Source organism: Clostridium folliculivorans, assembly GCF_024341905.1.
In the GTDB taxonomy this organism is placed as follows: Bacteria; Bacillota; Clostridia; order Clostridiales; family Clostridiaceae; genus Clostridium_AR; species Clostridium_AR folliculivorans.
The window spans coordinates 244,499-259,682 of record NZ_BQXY01000002.1 but is presented as its reverse complement, the minus strand read 5'-3'; the positions used below and the strand labels follow the sequence as shown (position 1 = coordinate 259,682).

Annotated in this window: 17 protein-coding genes; 4 read left to right on the top strand and 13 right to left on the bottom strand. The window is 29.6% G+C overall.

Going from position 1 to position 15,184, the window contains the following annotated elements; all coding sequences use genetic code 11:
- Positions 1-30: 30 nt before the first annotated feature.
- On the bottom strand, positions 31-573 hold the full coding sequence (mnmM, locus tag OCU55_RS07550; RefSeq protein ID WP_261851714.1) for a tRNA 5-(aminomethyl)-2-thiouridylate-methyltransferase MnmM: 543 nt from the start codon (positions 571-573) through the stop codon (positions 31-33).
- A 10-nt stretch (positions 574-583) separates the two neighbouring features.
- Complete coding sequence (locus OCU55_RS07545; RefSeq protein ID WP_261851713.1) at positions 584-1,294, bottom strand: pseudouridine synthase; 711 nt, start codon at positions 1,292-1,294, stop codon at positions 584-586.
- A gap of 416 nt (positions 1,295-1,710) precedes the next feature.
- On the opposite strand from OCU55_RS07545, the gene OCU55_RS07540 reads away from it, so the two are divergent.
- Positions 1,711-2,529: a TIM barrel protein gene (locus tag OCU55_RS07540; RefSeq protein ID WP_261851712.1), complete on the top strand. Its 819-nt coding sequence runs from the start codon at positions 1,711-1,713 to the stop codon at positions 2,527-2,529.
- 53 nt (positions 2,530-2,582) lie between these two features.
- On the opposite strand, the gene OCU55_RS07535 is transcribed toward OCU55_RS07540, so the two are convergent.
- Complete coding sequence (locus OCU55_RS07535; protein ID WP_261851711.1) at positions 2,583-2,792, bottom strand: hypothetical protein; 210 nt, start codon at positions 2,790-2,792, stop codon at positions 2,583-2,585.
- Between the two features lie 200 nt (positions 2,793-2,992).
- Here OCU55_RS07535 and OCU55_RS07530 point away from each other — a divergent pair, with 200 nt between their 5' ends.
- Complete coding sequence (locus OCU55_RS07530; RefSeq protein WP_183277349.1) at positions 2,993-3,385, top strand: PadR family transcriptional regulator; 393 nt, start codon at positions 2,993-2,995, stop codon at positions 3,383-3,385.
- A 50-nt stretch (positions 3,386-3,435) separates the two neighbouring features.
- Here the strand turns inward: OCU55_RS07530 and OCU55_RS07525 are convergent, their stop codons facing one another.
- The 6 genes from OCU55_RS07525 to OCU55_RS07500 form a co-directional block, all read right to left on the bottom strand.
- Complete coding sequence (locus tag OCU55_RS07525) at positions 3,436-4,206, bottom strand: CAP domain-containing protein (protein WP_261851710.1); 771 nt, start codon at positions 4,204-4,206, stop codon at positions 3,436-3,438.
- Between the two features lie 167 nt (positions 4,207-4,373).
- Positions 4,374-4,901: a putative ABC transporter permease gene (locus OCU55_RS07520; protein WP_261851709.1), complete on the bottom strand. Its 528-nt coding sequence runs from the start codon at positions 4,899-4,901 to the stop codon at positions 4,374-4,376.
- 129 nt (positions 4,902-5,030) lie between these two features.
- Positions 5,031-5,858 carry a Cof-type HAD-IIB family hydrolase gene (locus tag OCU55_RS07515; RefSeq protein WP_261851708.1) on the bottom strand — a complete coding sequence of 276 codons (828 nt, stop codon included), beginning with the start codon at positions 5,856-5,858 and terminating at the stop codon, positions 5,031-5,033.
- 204 nt (positions 5,859-6,062) lie between these two features.
- Entirely contained in the window at positions 6,063-6,527 is a 465-nt protein-coding gene (locus OCU55_RS07510; RefSeq protein ID WP_261851707.1) for a pyridoxamine 5'-phosphate oxidase family protein, read from the bottom strand.
- Between the two features lie 198 nt (positions 6,528-6,725).
- Positions 6,726-8,333: a hypothetical protein gene (locus OCU55_RS07505; protein WP_261851706.1), complete on the bottom strand. Its 1,608-nt coding sequence runs from the start codon at positions 8,331-8,333 to the stop codon at positions 6,726-6,728.
- On the bottom strand, positions 8,326-9,036 hold the full coding sequence (locus tag OCU55_RS07500) for an ABC transporter ATP-binding protein (protein WP_261851705.1): 711 nt from the start codon (positions 9,034-9,036) through the stop codon (positions 8,326-8,328). Before OCU55_RS07500 ends, OCU55_RS07505 begins: the two co-directional genes overlap by 8 nt.
- Positions 9,037-9,522: 486 nt before the next feature.
- Between OCU55_RS07500 and OCU55_RS07495 the strand changes: the two genes are divergently transcribed.
- Positions 9,523-10,083 (top strand): P-loop nucleotide/nucleoside kinase family protein, encoded by a 561-nt coding sequence (locus OCU55_RS07495; protein WP_261851704.1) that lies wholly within the window; start codon positions 9,523-9,525, stop codon positions 10,081-10,083.
- Between the two features lie 56 nt (positions 10,084-10,139).
- Here OCU55_RS07495 and OCU55_RS07490 read toward each other — a convergent pair whose 3' ends face one another.
- Entirely contained in the window at positions 10,140-11,495 is a 1,356-nt protein-coding gene (locus OCU55_RS07490; RefSeq protein WP_261851703.1) for an MATE family efflux transporter, read from the bottom strand.
- 253 nt (positions 11,496-11,748) lie between these two features.
- On the bottom strand, positions 11,749-12,297 hold the full coding sequence (locus OCU55_RS07485) for a DUF6143 family protein (protein WP_261851702.1): 549 nt from the start codon (positions 12,295-12,297) through the stop codon (positions 11,749-11,751).
- Positions 12,298-12,572: 275 nt separating this feature from the next.
- Between OCU55_RS07485 and OCU55_RS07480 the strand changes: the two genes are divergently transcribed.
- Positions 12,573-12,764, top strand: coding sequence for a hypothetical protein (locus tag OCU55_RS07480; RefSeq protein WP_261851701.1), 192 nt, complete (start codon positions 12,573-12,575; stop codon positions 12,762-12,764).
- 260 nt (positions 12,765-13,024) lie between these two features.
- On the opposite strand, the gene nadC is transcribed toward OCU55_RS07480, so the two are convergent.
- Both nadC and OCU55_RS07470 read right to left on the bottom strand, forming a co-directional pair.
- Positions 13,025-13,864, bottom strand: coding sequence for a carboxylating nicotinate-nucleotide diphosphorylase (gene nadC, locus OCU55_RS07475; RefSeq protein WP_261851700.1), 840 nt, complete (start codon positions 13,862-13,864; stop codon positions 13,025-13,027).
- Positions 13,845-15,152, bottom strand: coding sequence for an L-aspartate oxidase (locus OCU55_RS07470; protein WP_261851699.1), 1,308 nt, complete (start codon positions 15,150-15,152; stop codon positions 13,845-13,847). The genes nadC and OCU55_RS07470 overlap by 20 nt, the downstream gene beginning before the upstream one ends.
- Between the last annotated feature and the right edge of the window lie 32 nt (positions 15,153-15,184).

Below are 15,184 nucleotides of genomic sequence, written 5' to 3'. Positions count from 1 at the left end.
AAATATGAAGATATTCAATATTATAGAAACTTATTTCTTTTCTATAACAACTAGTTCTGGTGGGCAATTAGTGCGATTTAGATATTTATGATGCATTACACCGAAGAACTTTTTATCAAGATTTCTTGCAAAATTTATTACTTCTGAGCTTTCTTTTTTTCCTTCATTATGTCCGTTATATAACGCAATAGTTATTATACCTCCAGAGGATAAAAGATTAATTGATGCATTTAAACATTTAAGTGTTGAATCAGTAAGTGTAGTAATCTCTTTTGAGCCACCAGGTAAAAATCCGAGGTTAAACATGACACAATTAACCGTTTGAGTTACATATTTTTCTATGTATTCATGAGAATCCAATATAAGTTCTACATTATCTCTTTGTTTTAACTTATAATTATTAATAGCTTCTTCTTGAATATCAAAAGCATATACTTTTTTAAAGTTATCACTTAAGAAGTCTGAATCATAACCATTGCCTAAAGTTGCATCAATAGCAATAAATCTTTCATTCACAAAATTACTCACTATATAGTGGGTAATGCTGCTTATATCTCCAACATACTTAAACATTCAATCACTCCTATAGAGATTTTATGTAATTTAACTCAGCTTCAGTTAGTTCTCTAAAATTGCCTTTTTCTAAGGTTCCAAGTTTTATTTCACCAATACTTACCCTAGTTAGTTCTAGAACTTCATGATTTAAAGCTGCACACATTTTTCTGATCTGCCTATTCTTACCTTCATGAATTTGAAGTCTAATCTTTGAACGATCTTCTTGAATTTCAAGAACTTCTATTTTCGCATCAGCAGTTATATATCCACCTATATCTATACCATTTTCAAATCTGCGTATATCATCCTTTGAAAACATTCCGTTTACAATAGCAATATACGTCTTAGCTATTTTTTGTCTTGGATGAATAAGTTTGTTGTATATTTCACCATCATTAGTAAGTAGCAATAGACCCGAACTATCAAAATCAAGTCTTCCTATAGGAAATATTCTTTCCTGTATTCCAATCAAATCAATTACTGTTTGTCTATCGTGTTCGTCTTTTACTGAGGAAATGTATCCTTCAGGCTTATTAAGCATTATATATCTTTTTTTCTCCTCAGGTCTTATTTCCTTACCGGAAACTTTTACTATATCTTTATCACAATCAATTTTTGTTCCTAATTCCTTTATAATTATATCATTTACACTTACTATTCCTGAAAGTATAAGTTCCTCACACTTTCTTCTGGATGCAACTCCGCATCTAGCCATAAACTTTTGAAGTCTTTCTTCCATAATTATCACCTCTAATAATCCATTCTAATAAATAACAGTAAGGATTTCAATAACTATTATTGTTTTACATTTCCTGGAAAATAATTTGCAGGGGTTCATTTGGTTTTGATATACTAAAAATATATATTTATAAGAGAGGATACATCGTATGTAGAGATGTATCACTTCGAACCGAAATCTTTTTTAAAACTCTCACGGCTTTTGGTGAGAGAATTTAAAAATATTAATTTAGATACGAAGTGGTACGTCCAAATCAATAAGATATTTTTTAAAAATTTAGGATAATCTATAGTTGTACTCGTTTAGATATTTACATCGTCATCATGTTCTATCTAAACAGTTTTTATTAAATATTATTTATTGAGTTCGCTTATCTAAATTAACTGCTCTTATGTTGAAACGAAAGGATTACTAACATGGAAAAATTATTATTCGGAATTTCAGGTTTGCCCATTGGCGATGGTAAAAATAAATTCACTTACAAGACTGGAATAGATTACCTTCATTCAATAGGACTAGATGCAATGGAACTACCTTTTGTACGTTCAATTAACGTAACTGAAAAAAATAGACAATCTATTTTGGATATAAAAAATGAAAAGAACTTTTATTTATCTGCTCACGGATCTTATTTTATAAACTTAAATGCAATAGAGGAAGAGAAACGAGAGAAGTCAAAGGAAAGAATAGAAAATGGCGCAAATGCATTAAAAAAAGTAGGAGGAAGAAGCCTTGTGTTTCATCCAGGATATTATTTAGATTCTACCAATGAAGAGGCTTTTAATAATATAAAGCAAGAACTCGAAAATTTATCATATGAGGGAGTAGATTTTAGATTAGAGACAACAGGAAAACCTACTCAATTCGGTTCTTATGATGAGCTTGTAAGACTTTGTAAAGAAGTACCAACATGTAAAATATGTGTTGACTTTTCACATGTTCATGCACGAGGTAATGGTATATTAAAGGACTATGATGATTTTGCTAAAGTCCTAGATTTAATAGGAACTGAGCTTGGTGATGAAGCAATCAAAGATATGCATATACACCTTTCAGGAATTGCATACACAATTAAAGGTGAAAAAAATCACTTACCATTTGAAGAAAGTGATTTTAACTATAAGGCTTGCTTAAAAGCATTTGTGAACTTTAATGTAAAAGGATGTATCATTTGTGAAAGTCCTATATTAGAAAATGACGCATTATTACTAAAGAAAATTTATGAATCATTATAAAAATGAAAAAAAAGCAAAATTAAAGCCATAGGCGAAATGCCTATGGCCTTTTACTAGCAGCGGAATGAACCTAACAATAATAATAAAAATAATGGGTTGTTGTAGTAACCACCAAAACCACCACCGCCACAGCCACAATTATTAAATCCAGCGCCACATCCCATTGGGCCGTAATTGAATCCATTGCCACAGCAGTTATTACCACAACAGTTATTTCTACAACAATTATTTCCTCCACAGCAACATCCGTGTCTTCTTGACAAGTTAATCACCCCATCTCTTTTGTATAGTACATAGTATTCAATTATGTTATAAATTGACAGTAATTTTAATATTATTTTGAATTATGCTTTTTGTAGAGCTTATCAAGCTAAAAAATATAAAATATTACACATGAACACGGTTATATTGATAAAGGCGCACATATGTTTTATAATAAGTATAATTGAAATGAGGTGTTTTTATGTCGCAAAGTCGTAATAGGATGGTTGCTCCAAGAAATGTTGTAAACATAAAACAGATATATATTTTTTATGTATTAAAAGAATTAGCTAAAGGCAAAGAGGTTTTTGGTAATAGAATTTTAGAAGATTTTAGGGAAGCTTTTGTAAATAATAATTTACCACTACCAGTATCCTCAAGCACAGTTTATGATACTTTGTATGACTTGGAAACTAGAGGTTATGTGAAAAGTAAATGGGAAGGTGATGAGTTTCTCAATAAGAGAAGCAAGAAAATATATTCTATAACTGATGCCGGCTTGTTATATTATACTACTCACGTAGCAGATTATATTGATAATATTAAGAAGACGAAAAGCCTACTAGATCAGCTTATTTATATGTTGCAAAAATAAAAAAATATGAACAAAAATCACTGAAGAGATCTCTTCAGTGATTTTTTATGTTAAGGTGTATAGAATATTTGAGTTGCCATTACCTTACCGTTCTCGTAAGTAACACCTATCCCTATTTGTGTATAGTTTTTATTTAATATATTTGCTCTATGGCCTGGTGAATTCATCCATGATTGTACAATACTTTGACCACTTGTTACGTCTTCTACTCTTTGCCCTGTAAAATTCATTGTATAAATATTCTCGCCTATATATGAATATCTCCAACTATCTCTTTGAGCAATATCAGATATATAACCGTTCACTGGTGATTTGTGATCAAAATAATTAAGTCTAATCATTTCTTCACTCTTACTTCTAGCATATTTAGCAGCTGTTGTATTTATAGTAAATGGAGCTAACCCAACTTTTTGTCTTTCCTGATTTGTATATGTCAAAATATCCGCTTCTATTGTTGACATATATTGTACACCAGTGCTACTTTGGTTAGGTTGAGCTTTATTTGTTCCAGAACCATTGCTATTTGTTCCTGAACCATTGGTATTTGTTCCATTTGTATGATCAGTTGATGGTGTATTATATTGTGTTCCGCCACCTTGCTGATTAGGAACAGGTTGTGTTGAAGGTGGAGTGTTTGGAGCTGTTTGAGTTTGAGGCGCTTTTGTACCAGAATTATCATTTGTTCCAGCAGTATTGTCATTTGGTGCGCTATATGTGCCGTTAGGTTTTTGCGCAGTTGTGTTCTTTTTAGTAGCTGTACATCCAGTAAACATAACTACAGCTGATAAAAAACAGCTGATAACTATAAACTTTTTTCTCATAAAACACCCTCCTATTAAATTTAAAATTATTTATCCATAAATATTTTGCCCTTTTTTTATTACTATATGTCTTTTTATTAATAGGGAGTTATATATGTAATTTCTAATATATATTCTAACCTTACGTTTTTTTCTTTGAAAGGATATATTTATTATAAATAGAATACTTAAAACTTTTTAAAGAGCTTATTTTCTTTAGATAATGTTGCTATAGTCATGAATAAATCCATTGAAATAGATAAAAGTATTAAAATAATAAATACAAAAGAGATATCTTTATAAAATAAAAAAAACTTATTTATTATAGGATGTATGAAAAACATACCTAATAAACTCAAAATCATCCAATAGAACGAAAACTTTGCACATACTAATCCATTATAATTTGCTCGTTCATTTGAATAATCCCAATAAGTTTTATTAAAAAATTTTTTTAAATAATAGCCACTTAAGTACTCTATAGTTGTAGGAATTATTAAGCAGATAACCAATGCAAGTATAATGTTGTTATGAATAACGTCATTAAGCAAAACTAGAATAGAAAAAGCAAAACCATACATAGGTTTATATGGCCCATATAAAAAACCATCTTCTTGGAATCTCTTAAACAGATGATAGCAGTATAGGTTTTCAATTATCCATCCAAGAAAAGAGTAAATTATAAAATTAAATCCTATAGAAATAAAAAAACTCATTAATTTTGCCTTCTTTCTAAAATGTAATTTAGCTTATTTTTGGCAAAGATTAATGAATTTATTTACTAATTTATAATTTTTTTTTCCTTTTTTAAAATTTACAACCTATTTAGATGTATCTTAAGATATTTATACAACAAATTTTTCTATAACTTCTGAGATTGCATCATGATCATTGTCTCTAATAGTTATATAGTTTGCCACTGATTTAACATAATCTTTTGCGTTACAAACAGCAATTCCAAGTCCTGCCTTTTTAATCATTTCAATATCATTTTCATCGTTTCCGACCGCAATGCACTCTTCAAGAGAATATCCGTAATGTTTAGCCAGAACCTCTAGAGAACTGCCCTTACTTAATCCCTTATTAGTAATTTCTATTCCATTTAACCCAGAGGAAACTATTTCAATGTCAAACAGGGTTTCAAATCTAGCTCTTATTGCATTTACATTACTTGAGTTATCATCGTAGATCTCAAATTTAGATATCCTCGGATTAGATTCCAGTATAAAATCTTTAGCATCTCGTATCATTTTCAATTCCATCCTATACTCAACTGGTAATGTTAAATTGTATTCATTAAACTTTTCAGCAAATGGATGAAGTTTTTCAGAATAAATAATATCCTCTGAAAAAAAGCTAAAAAAAGTATCCTTAAAATCATTTCTTAGTATATCAATCATAGTGATTAACGAATTATTGTCCATTGCACCATAGGCTATTTCGTTATGGTTATGATCAAGAATTATACTTCCATTGCAAGCTATAATAGGTTGATTTTTGGGCATATCTTTTATAATGTATCTTAAAGCTGATGGGATTCTTCCAGATGAGATAACCACTTTAGTGCCAAGCTCCACAGCCTTTTTTACTGCTTTAAGGTTTCTTTCTGTAATTTGCCTTTCCTCATTTAAAAAAGTACCATCCATATCTATTGCAATTAATTTATATTTCATTCACTTTCCCCCTAAATCATTATAAAAGGTCCAACTGTCCTATAAAAGATTATAATGAAATTTTGAGAATAAAAAAAGTTATTTTCTTATTTAGAAAGTTTAGGTTTCTTAACAAGAATGCCATTTCAAAATGTAACCTAATACAAGTTCAAGGAAAACGAAGGCTATAACACTGTCTACATAGTGTTATAGCCTTCGTTATATTTATCTTCTAGCTTTTCCTGTAACTTTAACTATCTCAATACCAACTACCTTTGTTCTATCCTTGGCTTTTTCTATATATATTTTGCCTTGTTCAAGAAAATCCTTGGAGTATTTTTCGATAAGCTTATATAAAACCTTATCCTTCATATCTCCATTTACCTCTGATGCATGTCCATACGCAACTACACTTTTAAATCTTGTACTAAATTTATCTGGAAGAACTTCAGTATCCAAAACAACACAAAAAGATACGTTGCTATTTTTTTCTATGTTATCAAGTTTCTCTCCTTCTGTTGCACTGTGGAAGTATATGTAATTATCAAAATATATATAACTTAAAGGTAACGCTACTGGGTATCCATTTTCTGATAGTGTGGCTAAGATACCGTATTCCCCATTTTCTAAGATCTCTATTACTTCTGTTTCATCTATTTCTCTGTCTTTTCTTCTCATTTCTCTAAACATAAATATTCTCCTTTTTATATAATTTTATGAATATATTAATTTTATCTATATTCACATAGTGATGAAAAACAAATTTTACTATGGATGTACCAATTCGTAATAAAACTTATTATTTTTAAATTCTCTCACCAGAAGCCGTGAGAGTTTTAAAAATAGATTTCGGTTCGAAGTGGTACATCTATAATAAAAAAAGATATCTCACCTTAATTTGAAAGTCTTAGGTGAAAGTTTGTATATTAAAACTAGTGCTATTATTGAGTAAATAATAGTTACAAAAAGAATTCCTAATGTAAAATTAGCAGTGCTTGTCTTTAAATTTAAACAAAAATAGCTAATAAAGTATATTATACCATTACTTATTCTAAAAAGCGGGCTTTTTACTGTAAGTTCTGAAGTATATGGTTGTAATACATAGTACATCAATAGATGGTGAATGGAAAAAAAGCAGGATAAGCATAGTATGGAAAGAAAGAATGGAACCATTGATACTATGTCTTGATTATGATTACATAAAAATATTAAGATAATAAGTGCAAAGATTAAAGTTACAGCTGGAATCAAATTTAATAATATAATTACGTTAGCTCTGTACGTAAAATTACTCAATATAGATTTACTATCTCTATAAAACTTGTAACTTAAAAGACTTACATCACAGTTGTGAAACATAGCTTTGCATACTCTTTCGCCCGTAGAAATTGAATACATAATAAAAACCATAAGTGGTTGACTTCTTCCTATTATTTCAATCATTGCAAGTTTGCTACTAGGGAAAAAAATTGATAATGCTATAAAAAATAAAGTTACAGCTAAAATAACTAAAACACGATATTTAATTGGATTTATTATCATTTTCCTGTGACGATAAAAAAATATAGAATCTAAATAATCATACCCTTTTTTATTGTTAAATTTACTAGTATCAAGCAAGTCCTTGCCTAGCTTTTTTTCATCTAACTCAACAGTTGCAAAAGTTACACTTGCACTAAAGGCTTCTGAATTAAAAATGCCATCTTTCACCAGGACGGTTCTTGCTATATTCTTATATCTTCTATATGTGAATAAATATATAATAGAAAAACATCCTATAATTAATATAGCAGCCTGTATGAATATATTTGTTAATATAATCTCCAGGTTCAAAATGAATTTTAATAGAGGTAAACCATATGCAAATAATAAGCAACCTATTATTGCTGGTAAAATGATTTTGCTATTTTTAGCAATAACATTTCCTTTCTTTTCAAAAAAAAGCACTTGAACGGCTTCTCCAAAAAACTTCAATATTATAATTTCAATCAGTATTAATAATGTTTGAGATATAGGTCGATTAAATATTGAACCGATAATTATCATTGGTAAAATTGAATATATAAAAACAAGAAACTTTTCATATAACATAAAGATAATAAAGTACTCTTTTGCATCACATCTCATTAAATTTATCATATCATAAGCTTCTTTATTGTTAAAATTGAATATGGAACTATTCATAAATACACTTAGAACAAAACTCATAAAAAAGAATATATTAAGAAAGACTCCATAAAAGTTATCTGAATATCTTGAAATAACAAATGCCGGCAGTATCAATATTATTCCAAAGTAGAGCAATGTCTTAAATAAGCCTCCTATAATCTTAAATACTGTACTTAAAATTGCAAAAAACACTTTAAGTCCAGTTGCTTTATACAATTTTTCTGGGAAGAACTTACCAAAAAGAGGTATCCTTTTTAAAAAGAAAATAAAAGAGTTTGCATTTTGAATAAAGGAAATCTTAAAACTAGCCAGAAAAGTGTTAAGCATCGCGTTCCTCCTTCAAAATATCCATTATTCTATCTTCAAAATCGATGCTATTTAAAATATCGTTATCTACTTCTTCAAGAACCCCATTGTTTAAAACTACTATTTCATCGCATAAATCTGTAGCAATTTGAAGTATATGCGTGGAAAAGATAATGATATGATCAGTTTTAATTTCTTTTAATAAGTTTTTTATCTGAAGTGCAACTACTACATCAAATGAAGTTAGAGGTTCATCTAGTAGAATAATTTGAGGGCGTGTTATAAGAAAACAAAGCATTTGTATCTTATTTTTCATCCCGTGTGAATATCCTTTTATCAGTCTATACCGATCATCTTCATCAATTTTTATCATATTAAAATATTCATCAATTGTAAGGAGATTTGATATCTTATTTATATTTATATCAATAAAAAACTTCAAAAACTCATAACCTGTTAAAAATTCTGGTAATAAAGGCTGTGAAAATACAAAACCTATATTAGAATAATCTAACTCATGTTCACAGTCACTCTCATCATATAAAGTCACTGATCCATTATCACACTGCATATCTCCGCTTATACAATTAAAAAGCGTTGTTTTACCTGCACCATTGCGCCCAAGTAATCCATATATCTTTCCTTTTTCGAAAACAAATGATACATTTCTTAAAACCTTTTTTTTATCAAAACTTTTCTCAATTTCTCTCAACACTAATTTCATGATATGTTCTCCTTAGTCGCTCTAAAATTAGATTTTCATAATTATCTTATTTTTGTCAATCTTCTTCTACTTTTTCTTTTAATTGATATAATATAGTTTGGAGTCCTGAACAAATATAGGATTAATAAATAATTTAATACCTTGTCATAATTAAATATAATTTTTTAGCTGTATTATCTAACCCTCATTTTTATTCGCTTTTTGTAAATTAAGTTAATTATAATATATTTTTGATAAGTTGGAAATTACCAACAAGTAATTTTCTTAAAAAGTTATTTTATCATAATAACATTTGTGATATAATTAACAACAGTGTGTTTGTAGCTATATGAATATACTAACTTATTGTAAAGATTAAGCCTCTTCTTGATTTACAGAAGAGGCTTTGAGTATGTTCATTCTGCTTAAGTAACATACGTATAGCCAACACTACTAACTAATACAACTTTATATTTATTAATTATTTGAAATAAGGAAGGCGATCAAATGAAGAAATATTTAATGTTAATAGGATCTCCACCAGCATGTGGAAAAACTTATGTGGCTAATGAAGTAGCTAAAAGACTTCCTAATCCAGTTTATTTGGACAAGGATACTGTAATTCCATTATCAAAAATGATATATAGAGCAGCAAATGAGCCTTACAATAGAGACTCTGCTTTCTTTAAGGAATATGTAAGAAATGCTGAATATGAAGCAATAATGGATATTGCTTTTGAGGCGCTACCATTTAACTCTCACGTTATGGTTAACGCACCTTTTGCTAAAGAATTTAGAGATGAAATATATATAAGCAACTTAAAAGAAAAATTAAAAGCTTATGATGCTGAATTGGTACAAGTATGGGTTCATTGTGACATTGAAGTATGTCACCAAAGAATGATTGAAAGAGCATCAGATAGAGATACTTGGAAACTTCAAAATTGGGATGAGTACGTAAGTGGACAAGACTTCTCAAAACCTGAAGTACCAGGAATACATATAATAGACAACTCTGGTTCAGAAAAAGTAAAAAATGACATAGAAAAGCTATTAAAGGTATTATAGGATTCTTCCTATAATACCTTTAATTATTTAAAATAAATTTTTACACAAATCTTTAATTAAACCTGTTTTTTCTGCCACTTCCCTTTCCTATAAACAATATACCCATATATACACACAATCAAATTGCTAAAGGACATAGAGAACCATATTCCTACAGGACCAGCTGATGTAATATATTTAAACAGAAGTATCATTGGTAATCTCACAAACCAAAGTCTTCCTACTTCCATGTTCATTGAATATCTAGTATGCCCTGACCCTTGAAATATGCCTTGGTAAATACTGAATAACCCCATTAATGGCATTGAGAACGAAATGTATATTAAATATGTTATACCTTGAGTTATAACAGAAGGGTCATCCTTAGATTGAATAAAAAAGTTAATAATAGGCTCGTCCTTCCATACCATAAGAATGCCGCCTATTATTGAAAATGTCATAGTAAGCTTTACAGCTTTTATAAAGGCTTCTTTTACTCTGTGTACTTTATCAGAACCTAAGTTTTGTCCAACAATAGCTGTAAGGGCTGCTCCCACTCCCATAGCTGGTTGCATTATTAAGGAGGTTATTCTATTTACCATTCCAAAAGCAGCAATAGTAGCTGTGCCGTAAGATGCTATAAAACCATTAAGAACTATAAAGCCTAAAGCAGAACCAGATTGTCCGATTGCAGACGGAATAGCCACTCTAAAAATTCTTTTTATTAACCGTATATCAAACCTAAAATCTCTAAAATTAGGTTTTACTTCAGATTTAGACTTATGAAGTATATATAGACCTACAAATGCAAGAACAGCCTTTGCAATTAAAGTGGCAACAGGAGCACCTGCCATTCCTAGATTAAGATTAAAAATTAGTATAGGATCTAGAATTACGTTCAATATTACACTACATCCGCTTAATATTGTAGACATCATTGTATTACCTTGGGAATTCATTATTGCATTGAAGCTAAAGAATATAAAAGTAAAAGGCATATCTAAGAAAGTTATTTTCAAAAATATATTACTATAATATGCTAAGTCACCACTTGCTCCCATTAATTTTATTATTATTGGGCTAATTAAATATCCTAATGCTGAAAAAATAACAGCGCATATAACTGAAATTACGATGAGCTGAGAGGCATATTTTGATGCTTTTTCGTATTTTGATGCTCCAATTAGCTGTGATAATAAAGAAGTTCCTGCAATAGAAATTCCTGATCCTATCGAGATAAACAGAAAAATAACCGGCCAGACAAAAGATGTGGCTGCGAACTGGACAGAGCCTAGTTTTCCAACCCATATTCCATCAACTAAATTATATAATGTTTGTATTAGATTACTTATCATTATAGGCAGTGATAAAGTTAAAATCACTTTATACATGCTACCATTGAGTATTAAATTTTTACGGCTGTCTGTATTCATTTGTATGCCCCCCTAAGTTTTTTACAATAATCAATTTTATCAAACTTAGGTAACTTATTCTAGTACTTCATTCAATTAATTTTATTATTAAAAATATTTTACATAAAAACTAATATACTTACTATCAACATATAATTTTTAAAAATGAGTCAAAATAACTCAACTTTATTATATTTTAACCAAAAGCGATGTAATCAAAAATTACACCGCTTACAGTAAAATCAAAACGATTTGTATTTATTTACTAATAATATTAGTCTTTACAATCTTTTATACTTTCTTCCCACCATCCAAGGGCAAATATTGCTTTGATATCTTGTCTTGCTTTTGCTTTAACAAATACACCAAAATTCCCACCTGGAGGGATTAAGAATTTTCCATCTTCCTCACTGACAAGTGTTGTATCTACCGGAACTATTCTATCATAAATATTTACGCCACCTTGAGGAAATCCGCATACACCATTAGAATATACTATTTTACCTTTAGGTATTGTTTCAGAACATGGAATCGTATTAGTTGAAGTAAATTTGTTAGATATAATACCCTTTCCAGGAAAATCACCGTTAATCCACAATTGTCCTAAAAATGGACTGTCACTCAAATTTGAAAAAGTTATTACGTTTACAAATATATTGACTCCAGAATCAGATGGATTAAATAAAGCCCCCCATATATTTAGGCCATTTGAACAGATTATATCCGTTTGTCCAACATAATATTTTCCTTGAACAGCCTCGTAAAAGATTTTTGATAAACTCACAACTTCAGTAGGTTTAAAATAATTTTTCCCAAATGTCAAAATAACACCTTCTCTTTTGTTTATTAATTAAATTAAATGAAAATAAACTGTTGTAACCTAATATATGCTAATACCTCTTAGAATGTTACTGCCTTATTATTCTTAAATTTTCCTTAATTTCTGTCATTTTCGATAATAACATTAACAGTTATGCTAATATAATATATGGATGGTTATAAAAAATAGTGTTCTAACTTAAGTTTTTTTAATAGAATCTATAATTTATAACTAAATTTAAATGAATGGTGATATAAATGATTTTAGGATTTATTTTAATGGTACTCGTGTTAGGATTTGGGCTAATTATAAGTCTAACAAAGTTTGTCTTTGGAGCTGTTTTCGGAGTAATTGGAGCTATAATTGGAACAGTAGTTTTAGTTTTCATAGGACTTAATCTGATGTTTGCTTTTATTCCAATAGTTGTCATAGTTTTTTTAATTTTATGTTGTCGTAAGTTAATTAAATGATATACAAATAGCAAAAAGGCTTAAACCAATTAGCTGTCATTGGTGTTAAGCCTTTTTTACTGTAGAGAAAGTATAAAACTTTAATGCTAGCTAAGCCTGGTAATTTCAAGTGTTTAGAGTAACCTTTTAGAAAATAAAGTATAAAACAAAACTTGTTCGCATACCAAATTTCCCTAATATACATCGGAAAGGTAGATGCTTAAAAAAACTTACTAAAGGAAATCACTTCAGCTATTCTTTCATTAATAATTTTAAAAAAGCTAATCTTCAAGCTTCAAATTCTTAAGACTTAAATCAAGAATATTTGATGAATGAGTTAGTGTTCCAGAGGAGATATAATCCACACCAGTCATAGCAACTGTTCTTATATTTTCTATAGTTATATTACCAGAGGCCTCAGTTAAAGCTTTTTTATTTATTATCTGCACTGCTTTCGTCATAGTTTCAATATTCATATTATCCAGCATTATTATATCTGCCCCTGCATCTAAGGCTTCTTGTAGCTGAGTCAAATCTTCAACCTCTACTTCTATTTTTCTCACAAAGGGAACGGCATTCTTTACTAAATTAACAGCGTTATTTATTCCCCCTGCAGCAGCTATATGATTATCTTTTATGAGTACTCCGTCGCTTAGTCCTAGTCTGTGGTTAATTCCTCCTCCAACTTTTACAGCATATTTTTCAAACACTCTCATGTTTGGGGTGGTTTTTCTTGTGTCTAAAAGTTTAGCACCAGTTTCTTTAATTTCATCAACATATTGCTTTGTTATAGTGGCAATTCCACTTATTCGTTGAAGAAAATTTAAAGCCACCCTTTCGCCTGTTAGAACAACATCAGACTTTCCATGAATCTTTGCAATTACTTGTCCCTTTTTTACTGATTCGCCATCTTTTATATAAAAATCTATTTCAATAGGCCCTAGAATTTCAAAAATTCTTTTAAATACACCTAGCCCAGCTATTACTCCATTATCTTTAACTATTAAATCTGCAGTGCACGTTTTAGATTCATTAGTTATAGCCATTGTGGTTATATCACCATAGGGTGCATCTTCTTTAATTGCATTCTTAAAAATATCATCATAAAGCGACCAATTCATTTATAATATCTCCTCTAACCTTTTTTATTTCCTGTTGCAATATAATAGATAGACTATTATTATAATAATCTTTATCTCCATCACTCTTCTTTATTAATTCTTTAAAAATTACTGAATAAGGAGAAATTGTCCTGTTAATATATTCTACAGCCCTATTTGAAAAAACTAATGATTCAAGAAGTGAATTACTGGCTAACCTATTAGCTCCATGTAAACCGGTAGAACTTACTTCCCCCGCGGCATAAAGGTTTTCCATGGAAGTTCTACAATACATATCAACCTTAATTCCACCCATAAAATAATGTTGTGCAGGTGTTACCGGAATAGGTTCCTTTGTTATATCTATTCCTCTTTCCAGACAATTTTTATAAATGTTAGGGAACCTCTTTAAAACAAAATCCTTTTCTAGAAAACTTATATCTAGATATACGTGATTGCTTTTATACTTAAGTTCTTCCTTAATAATAGCTTCTGTAACCTTATCTCTAGGAAGAAGCTCATTAACAAAACGGCTACCTTCTTTATTTAATAGCCTTCCACCTTCTCCTCTCACTGCTTCAGATATTAAAAGACGTCTTTTATCTTCTATATCTTCATAAAAGGATGTAGGATGAAACTGGATATAGTTTAAGTGTTCCACTTTGATATTGTTTTTTATAGCTATTGCAATACCGTCGCCGCTGATAGAATGAAAATTAGTTGAATTTTTAAATAATCCTCCTATTCCTCCAGTAGCAATAATTGTTGTTTTAGCAATTATATTAAGCTCTTTACCTTCGTTAATTGCTAAAGCTCCAACACATCTATTTTTTGATGCCAATAAATCCGCGAAGAAACAGTTTTCTATGAGCTTTACATTTGTCTTTTCTCTAACTTTCTTCTCCAAAACTTTGTGGAGCTGCTCACCGGTATTATCATCACAGTGTACTATTCTATTAATGCTATGTGCCCCTTCTCTTGTATAAATAAGTTCACCGTTTTTATCTCTATTAAAAGGAACTTCTAATTGCTCTAGCCTTTTTATTGCAGCTCTCGATTCTTTAACTAATATTTCAACTGCTTGTCTTTTATTTTTAAAACCACCAGCAGATAAAGTATCTCCTATATAAGCTTCATAATCATTTTCATTCCTAAGTACTGAAATACCTCCTTGAGCTAGGTAACTATTACATTCTTGTAGACTATTCTTAGCTAGTACAATTATATCAAGATCATCTCTTAAATTTAATGCAAAGTTTAATCCTGTAATTCCTGCACCAATTATTAGAACATCAGTATTTAATATCATACCCTAACCTTCCTTCAAAATAAAACTTTAGA